The following is a 6,624-nucleotide window of genomic DNA, read 5'->3' as shown; positions in this document are numbered from 1 at the left end:
CCCCCTCGGGCCGGCGGGCCATCCCCCCCAAGGAGGGAGAAACCCAGCTCCCCCCGCCGTATAACCCCCGTCAATGGAGAAGATGCCGCCGCTGGTCCAGGACGCCTCGTCGTTAGCGAGATAGACCGCGATACCGGCCAGATCGTCGGGGCGGCCGATGCGGCCCAGCGGATAGCTGCGCTCGACATAGGCCTTCAGCTCCGCCTTTGCCTCGGCCGGCAGATTGTCGACGGTCCTGCGCCGCATGGCGGTGTCCACCGTGCCGGGCGCGATGGCGTTGACGCGGATGCCGCGCGGGCCGAGTTCGAAGGCCAGCGATTTGGTCAGCGGATTCAACGCGCCCTTCGACAGCGAATAGAGGCTCGACGGCCGCTCGGGATCATCTTGTTGGCGAATAGGACGAGATGTTGATCACCGATGCGGCGCCGCGAGATGCTGCAGCAGGCCCTGGGTGAGGAAGAACACCGCCGTCACATTGAGCGCGAAGGATTGCTGGAACTGCGCCTCGCTGACGGTCTCGAACGGCACCAGGAAAGCCACCCCGGCATTGTTGACGAGGACATCGAGAGGCCGACTGGATTTCTTCACATGCTCGACGACGGCTGCGATGCCGGCCGATGTGGCAAGATCGGCCGGCAGCGTCTCGATAGTGCCGCCGATCTGCTTGCGGGCGGCGTCGAGCTCTTGGTGTCGCGGCCGACGATCAGGACGTCCGCACCCTCACCGAAAAGGCTTCGGCGATCGCCAGGCCGATACCGTCCGACCCACCGGTGACCAGCGCGCGTTTGTTGTGAAGTCTCATCCGACGCTCCAAGGCTTCTCTGGCCGCCGCGAGAGCACCGCATATCAGCGGGCGAGGTCAAGCGGCCAGCCTATCCGGTAGTGGGTCAGTTTGAAATCTGTCTCGCCTGAACGTGGCTCAGCAGTGAGACGACATATCGTTCCATATCAAGCCTGCGAGCGGTTCCAAGTACACTTGCCCAGGTATCCTGCGGACCGGCGCCAGAGGCGATCATGGCCGGTGCGTTGTGAAATGAATCCGCGAGCATACGAGCTCTGGATAGATCATCGGTCGCGCGAATTTCGACGAGGACGATGCAAAGAACCCTCAGGATATTTTCATTCGTGATGGGTTGAGGATCAATCAGTTGAGACACCTTTCTTTCGGTACGCCCCCGAGCCGCTGGCTTTTCGGCTTCCTTCGCCTCGATCAGCGCAACGATATCGCTAATCTCCCAAAGCTTGCCAGTCACGCCGGCGGCCATCGCGGGCGTCATGCGCATGAAGCATGAAGGCGGACAAAGTTGTAATACATGAAGTGCAGGGCAACGGCGTTGGCGTGAGCTTCCACTGCCGTTGGTCAGGCGCGTGAAGCGGCGCATATGCATCCGCATAGTCCGGTTTTGGCGTTCGGCAAATGACGTGCTGACGTGCTTGATGTCTGGATTACCTTCGATCCACTCTTTCCGCGCACCAGTGCATTCGGCGGGGCTATGCACTCGATTGTCATACGCCGTCCCATACTTTCTGTAAGCATATAGGAGTTCACGGCGGGTCACGACAACGGCATTCGCGGCATCAAATTTCAAACTGACCCACTACCGCCTATCCCACGGTATGAACTTCGGTGACGGGCTCCCGCAGGGCCAGCCGGCCCGCGACATAATTCTTGACCTGGCGGACGGCCTGTTCGCGCGAGACGCTGCCCGGCTGCAGGCCGAGCCGCAGCCAAAGCCCGTCGATCAAAGCAGTGACGCCAAGCGCGATGTCGTCGGCATCTCCAGGCGAGGCGAGGCCGTGCAGGCCCGACAACAGGTTCGAGCGCATGCGCGCATGGATCACCCGCTGGATACGGGCCATCTTCTCGTCGCGCGGCACCTCGGCGCAGAGCGACAGCCAAGCATGGCACAGAGGCGGCTGGAACAGATGCTCCTCGAAATTGCCCTCGATCACCGCATCCATGCGCTCCATCGGCGTACGCGCCCGGCGAAGCCGCGCGATCACCGCCTGGCACAGGACGGCATTGGCTTCGCGCATCGCGTGCTCGAACAGTTCCTGCTTGTTGCGGAAATAGTGCAGCACGATGCCTTTGGAGGCGCCGGCCTGCGCCGCCACTTTTTCCAGGGTCGCGCCGGCAATGCCTTCGCGCTCCAGAACCACGAAGGCCGCCTGCCGAAGCTCCTTGCGGCGTATCTCACTGAGACGCTTGAGTTTCACGGGGTCGGTCCATGCATCGCGAATCCATGTTGACATTTTCGTCCGCTCAGATCAAGAATTGACCCACGGGACAATAAAAAGACCAATTGGTCAATTTGACGACAATGAGGAGAACCGAAATGTTGCGCATCCTTGCAAACGGCGTCTGTTTGGCCGCCCTCATGTTGGCCTCTCATGCGGCTCAGGCGGCCGAGGGCCAAGAGTGCAGGACGGTCCGTATGGCCGAACCCGGCTGGAACGACCTTGCCTTCACCACGGGGGTCGCCAACGTCCTGTTGGAGGCGCTCGGCTATCAGCCGCAAAGCCAGGTGCTCGGCATCAACGTCATCTATGAGGGCATGAAGAACAGGGACCTCGACCTGTTCCTGGGCTACTGGGATCCGGCCATGGTCACCTATTACGAGCCCTACAAGCAGGACGGCTCTGTCGAGAATGTGCGCGTCAATCTCGTGGGCGCCAAATACACCTTCGCCGTCCCGACCTACGCCTGGGACGCCGGCGTCAAGGACATTTCCGATCTGCACAAATTCGCCGACAAGTTCGGCAAGAAAATGTACGGTATCGAGCCCGGTTCAAACAAGTTGATGATGGACGCCATCGCCGATCCGGCCTTTGGCCTGGACGGCTGGCAGGTGGTCGAGTCCAGCGAAGCCGGCATGCTTTCCGAGGTCGGCTACGAGATCAAGGAAAAGCAGTTCATCGTCTTTCAGGGCTGGGCGCCGCATCCGATGAACACGATGTACGACTTCAAGTACCTGACCGGCGGCGACAAGTTCTTCGGCCCGAACTTCGGCGCCGCGACGGTGACGACGCAGGTGCGCAAGGGCTATCTGCAGCAATGCCCGAACGTCGCGCAATTCCTCGGGAATCTCGCCTTCGACATCGATTTCGAGAATGTCGGCATGGGCTATCTGATCAATGACGGCATGAAGCCGGAGGACGGCGCGCTGAAGGCAATCACGGCCAACAAAAGCCGTCTCGATGCCTGGCTCGCCGGCGTCACCACTTTTGACGGCCAACCCGGCCTTGCCGCGGTCAAGGAAAAGCTCGGCCTGTGAGGGCGGCGGTGCTTGATGCTTTGCCGGAACAGGACGCCTGGGCCGGCCGCAAGCAGTTCGTCACTGTCGGCGATCTCGACATCGCTTATGTCGAGATATCAGGCGCCGAGCCGGCACTGCTGTTGGTGCACGGCTTCACCGACACCAGCCGCAGTTTTTCGCTTCTGGCGCCATATCTGGCCGGCCGCCGTCTGATCATGCCGGATCTGCGCGGCCACGGCGCCTCGCAGGCTGGCAAGAACTGCGGCATCGCCGATCTTGCCGATGATATGGCCGGGCTGATCCAGAGTTTACAACTCGACCGACCGGTCGTCGTCGGCCATTCGCTGGGCGCCATGGTGGCTGTCGCCTTGGCTGCGGGGCACAAGGAGTTGATCGGCGGGCTGGTGGTCCTGGCCGGCACGTTGAAGCCCGATTTCGCGCCGGGTCATCCGCTGGTGGTGAGCGTTGAGGCCCTGCGCGACCCGATATCGCCGGCCGATCCGTTCTATGTCTGGTGGCATGCCTGTCGTCCCGACGTGCCCGCAGCCTTTCTCGCCGGCTTGGCGCAAGAGGCCTCGGCGATGCCGACCCCGCGCTGGCGCGCGATTCTCGAGGAAATCCGCCGCGCCGACCTGACCGATGCTGCACGGGCCGTGCAGGCCCGGACGCTGGTCATCGCCGGCGCCTGCGACCCCCTGTTCGGCGCGGCGCACCAGCAGGCGTTGCAATCCGCTCTTGCCGGAGCCGTCTTCGTTCGCGCCGAGAGCTGTGGCCACAACCCGCATTGGGAAGACCCGGTCCTTGTCGCAAAGGCGATCATCGAGGCATTTGAAGTCTAACGCCCGACCAATGATTGCGATGTGGGCGACAGCCGCAAAGTCTCCGTTTGTTTGGTCAGGCCGAGCTGCGCGGCCTGCCAAAAATCCTGCCATGCCGAAGAAGCGGCTAGGGCGGCCTGGTGGCGGGCATGCGCCTCGGTGCTGGCAAAACCCATGACGCTGATGAAGACGTTTTCATCAGCCCGTACCGGCAGGCGCGGAAAACTGTTTTCGGCATGCTCGGTAATGAAGGCGGCGAGCAGGCGTGCGTCGGCCGTCATCAGGCACGCCGTCTCAGTCTCGAAGCGAGTGGCGAAATCTGCCTCCGTGCCGGGCTGCAAATGATGAATCTCGATGACAGCGATGCCGGTCAGCGGTTTGTTTTGAATGGGCCTTTCGTCATCGGCCAGGCGTGGCCGCTGCTTGCCCGCGAGGTCGAAGCCGGCGGCGGGCCACGCCGGCTTCAGCAGCAGCACATCGTCGGAATCGATCATCGTTGCGTTGGCCGCATCACTGTGCGCCGCCCAGACCGGCCCGCCATAAAAAGCGGCGAGAGCATTTTTCCGCGCATCCATGTCGTCGAAGCCGCGCATCCAGACGAACATGTCAGGCCGATCGAGGTCCCGGAACTGGCCGATGATGGTCATGCCGGCGTCCTCCTGGCCCTCGATCAGCCTGCCGTCGAAGATGCCGATGAGTGTGTCGCGCCGACCAGGCTTCAGCGTGTATTGCCGAAGCTCGACGACAGGCGAAGCGAGCGCTGAGGGTTTCGTCGCGACGTTCTGGGGCAGGTTCATCCGACATTCTCCAAAACAGGGTGATCGTCCTGTTTTGCAAAACAGACCGGTTGTCCTGTTTTGTCAACATGCTAAAGTTCGGCAATGTCAGCAGAGATGACCGTCCAGCCAAAACCGCGCCCGGGAAAACGCACCAACGACCCTGAAGGCATGCGCAAGAAAGTGCTCGATGTCGCCGAGGACGCGTTCCAGGCGCGTGGCTATCACGCTTCCAGCATCGGCGATCTGATGGCGGCGGCTGATGTCAGCGGCGGCGCGCTTCATCACCACTTCCCGACCAAGAAGGCGCTGGCGCTGGCTGTGATCGACGAGCGTGTGGCGGCAGCGGTCGAAGAGACATGGATCGCGCCGGTGCTGGCGGCGGCATCGGCGCGCGAGGGCGTGCGCGCCGTGTTCGAGGCCGTGGCGGCGGAACTGGAGCAGCAGGGTTTCGTGCGCGGCTGCCCGCTCAACAATCTGGCGCACGAACTGTCGCTTGCCGATCCCGATTTTCGAACTGCCCTTGCCGGGATTTTTGCCGGGTGGCGGCGCGCGATTGCCGACAAGGTGCGTGCCGACCAGCAGGCGGGCAAGGACGAGGGCGCGGACCCCGAACGCTTCGCCGCGCTGACGGTCGCCGCCTATTCCGGGGCGATGTCGATGGCCAAGACGGCGCAGGATGCCGGTGTGCTGCGGGATTGCCTGGCGGGGCTGGAGCGCAGCGCGCCGTCGCCGGGCGGCTTGGTTGCCAGGCGACGCAACAGGATACTGCCACGGCCGAGAACCCCTTGACTCGCCGGGCTTTGGTTCAGCTACTCGGCCAGCGGCTTGATCGTCTCGTAGCCGTTGACGGATTCCGAACCGGTGCCTTCATCGTAGCGCCGCGCGAGCGCGGCTTGCAGATCGGGCGCATAAAGGGCGATGAATGAATCCAGCGTCTCGCCGTCGCCGTTCTTGAAGGTCTCCTTGACCGCCAGGACATTGTATTTGCAGTCGCCCAGACGGAATGTCTCCTTGCCCTTGACGACAAGGCTCAGCGTCTTTGTGCCCTTCGGCGGCTTGTTCGGCGACAACTCGACGAACTCTATCGTGGCCTTTGCCCCCGCCTTCAGCGGGAACAGCTTTCGCAGATCGGAAAACGGGATCATCGCCTGCCGGCCGGTGTCGCTGTCGCGAAACACCTCGATCAGGCCGGCGAACAGATATTGGGTTTGGGGCGATTGCGATTCGTAGGTGTTGGCAACCGACATCATCCCGCCGGCCACGGGCCGAAATTCGCTGTGGATGCCGGGTCTCGCCAGAACGAAACCCTTCCTGGCGGACTTGGCGTCGACGCAACCGGCGGCATGCGCGGTGCTCGCGCACAGCATCGCGGCCAGGATCATGCAGATAGGTGCGGCTTTCATCTTTCGTCCTCCTCCGCTTGCGCAAGCGAGACATGCCAGACCCGTGGCGTCATGTCGATGATGGCGCAGAGGCGCTGGACGACCGGCCGCTGTCCATGCTGAATCAGCAGATGATGAATCGCCGTTCGACTGGATCGCTTTCCCGACGCAACTTCCTGGTACAGGCTGCGGGATTTGCCGCGGCCGGCGCCTTGCCGCGGCCGGCCTTCGGCCAGACCGGACAACGCGTCCAGTCGATCGACGCCACCTTCCTGTTCATCGCCGATGTCCATGCCTGCCGCATGGCGAGCGGCTTGAGTCCCAACTGCCTGCAGGAAGGCAAGACCGACGCCGCGCTGCTGCGCAACGTGGCGGTGCTGAATGCGCT

Annotated in this window: 6 protein-coding genes and 3 pseudogenes; 4 read left to right on the top strand and 5 right to left on the bottom strand. The window is 62.8% G+C overall.

Going from position 1 to position 6,624, the window contains the following annotated elements; all coding sequences use genetic code 11:
* The 3 genes and pseudogenes from EOD15_RS25570 to betI all read right to left on the bottom strand — a co-directional run.
* Positions 1-648: pseudogene (locus tag EOD15_RS25570) on the bottom strand (SDR family oxidoreductase); the annotation flags it as partial.
* Between the two features lie 557 nt (positions 649-1,205).
* A pseudogene (locus tag EOD15_RS36975) lies at positions 1,206-1,499 on the bottom strand (IS1 family transposase); the annotation flags it as partial.
* Between the two features lie 106 nt (positions 1,500-1,605).
* Entirely contained in the window at positions 1,606-2,253 is a 648-nt protein-coding gene (gene betI, locus EOD15_RS25560) for a transcriptional regulator BetI (RefSeq protein WP_127321511.1), read from the bottom strand.
* An 83-nt stretch (positions 2,254-2,336) separates the two neighbouring features.
* Between betI and choX the strand changes: the two genes are divergently transcribed.
* Both choX and EOD15_RS25550 read left to right on the top strand, forming a co-directional pair.
* Positions 2,337-3,275 (top strand): choline ABC transporter substrate-binding protein, encoded by a 939-nt coding sequence (gene choX / locus EOD15_RS25555; protein WP_127321510.1) that lies wholly within the window; start codon positions 2,337-2,339, stop codon positions 3,273-3,275.
* An 8-nt stretch (positions 3,276-3,283) separates the two neighbouring features.
* A complete protein-coding gene (locus tag EOD15_RS25550; protein ID WP_127321509.1) occupies positions 3,284-4,096 on the top strand; it encodes an alpha/beta hydrolase in 813 nt (270 codons plus the stop codon).
* On the opposite strand, the gene EOD15_RS25545 is transcribed toward EOD15_RS25550, so the two are convergent.
* Positions 4,093-4,872 carry an NIPSNAP family protein gene (locus EOD15_RS25545; protein WP_127408957.1) on the bottom strand — a complete coding sequence of 260 codons (780 nt, stop codon included), beginning with the start codon at positions 4,870-4,872 and terminating at the stop codon, positions 4,093-4,095. The genes EOD15_RS25550 and EOD15_RS25545 overlap by 4 nt on opposite strands.
* 96 nt (positions 4,873-4,968) lie before the next feature.
* On the opposite strand from EOD15_RS25545, the gene EOD15_RS25540 reads away from it, so the two are divergent.
* Positions 4,969-5,643 carry a TetR/AcrR family transcriptional regulator gene (locus tag EOD15_RS25540; RefSeq protein ID WP_127408956.1) on the top strand — a complete coding sequence of 225 codons (675 nt, stop codon included), beginning with the start codon at positions 4,969-4,971 and terminating at the stop codon, positions 5,641-5,643.
* Positions 5,644-5,663: 20 nt separating this feature from the next.
* Here the strand turns inward: EOD15_RS25540 and EOD15_RS25535 are convergent, their stop codons facing one another.
* A complete protein-coding gene (locus tag EOD15_RS25535; protein WP_127319506.1) occupies positions 5,664-6,257 on the bottom strand; it encodes a hypothetical protein in 594 nt (197 codons plus the stop codon).
* Between the two features lie 110 nt (positions 6,258-6,367).
* Here EOD15_RS25535 and EOD15_RS25530 point away from each other — a divergent pair.
* Positions 6,368-6,624 (top strand): annotated as a pseudogene (locus EOD15_RS25530) (metallophosphoesterase); the annotation flags it as partial.

Origin of the sequence: Mesorhizobium sp. M7A.T.Ca.US.000.02.2.1, assembly GCF_003996995.1 — a bacterium.
In the GTDB taxonomy this organism is placed as follows: Bacteria; Pseudomonadota; Alphaproteobacteria; order Rhizobiales; family Rhizobiaceae; genus Mesorhizobium.
The sequence above is the reverse complement of the archived record's forward strand: the minus strand, read 5'-3'. Positions and strand labels throughout refer to the sequence as shown.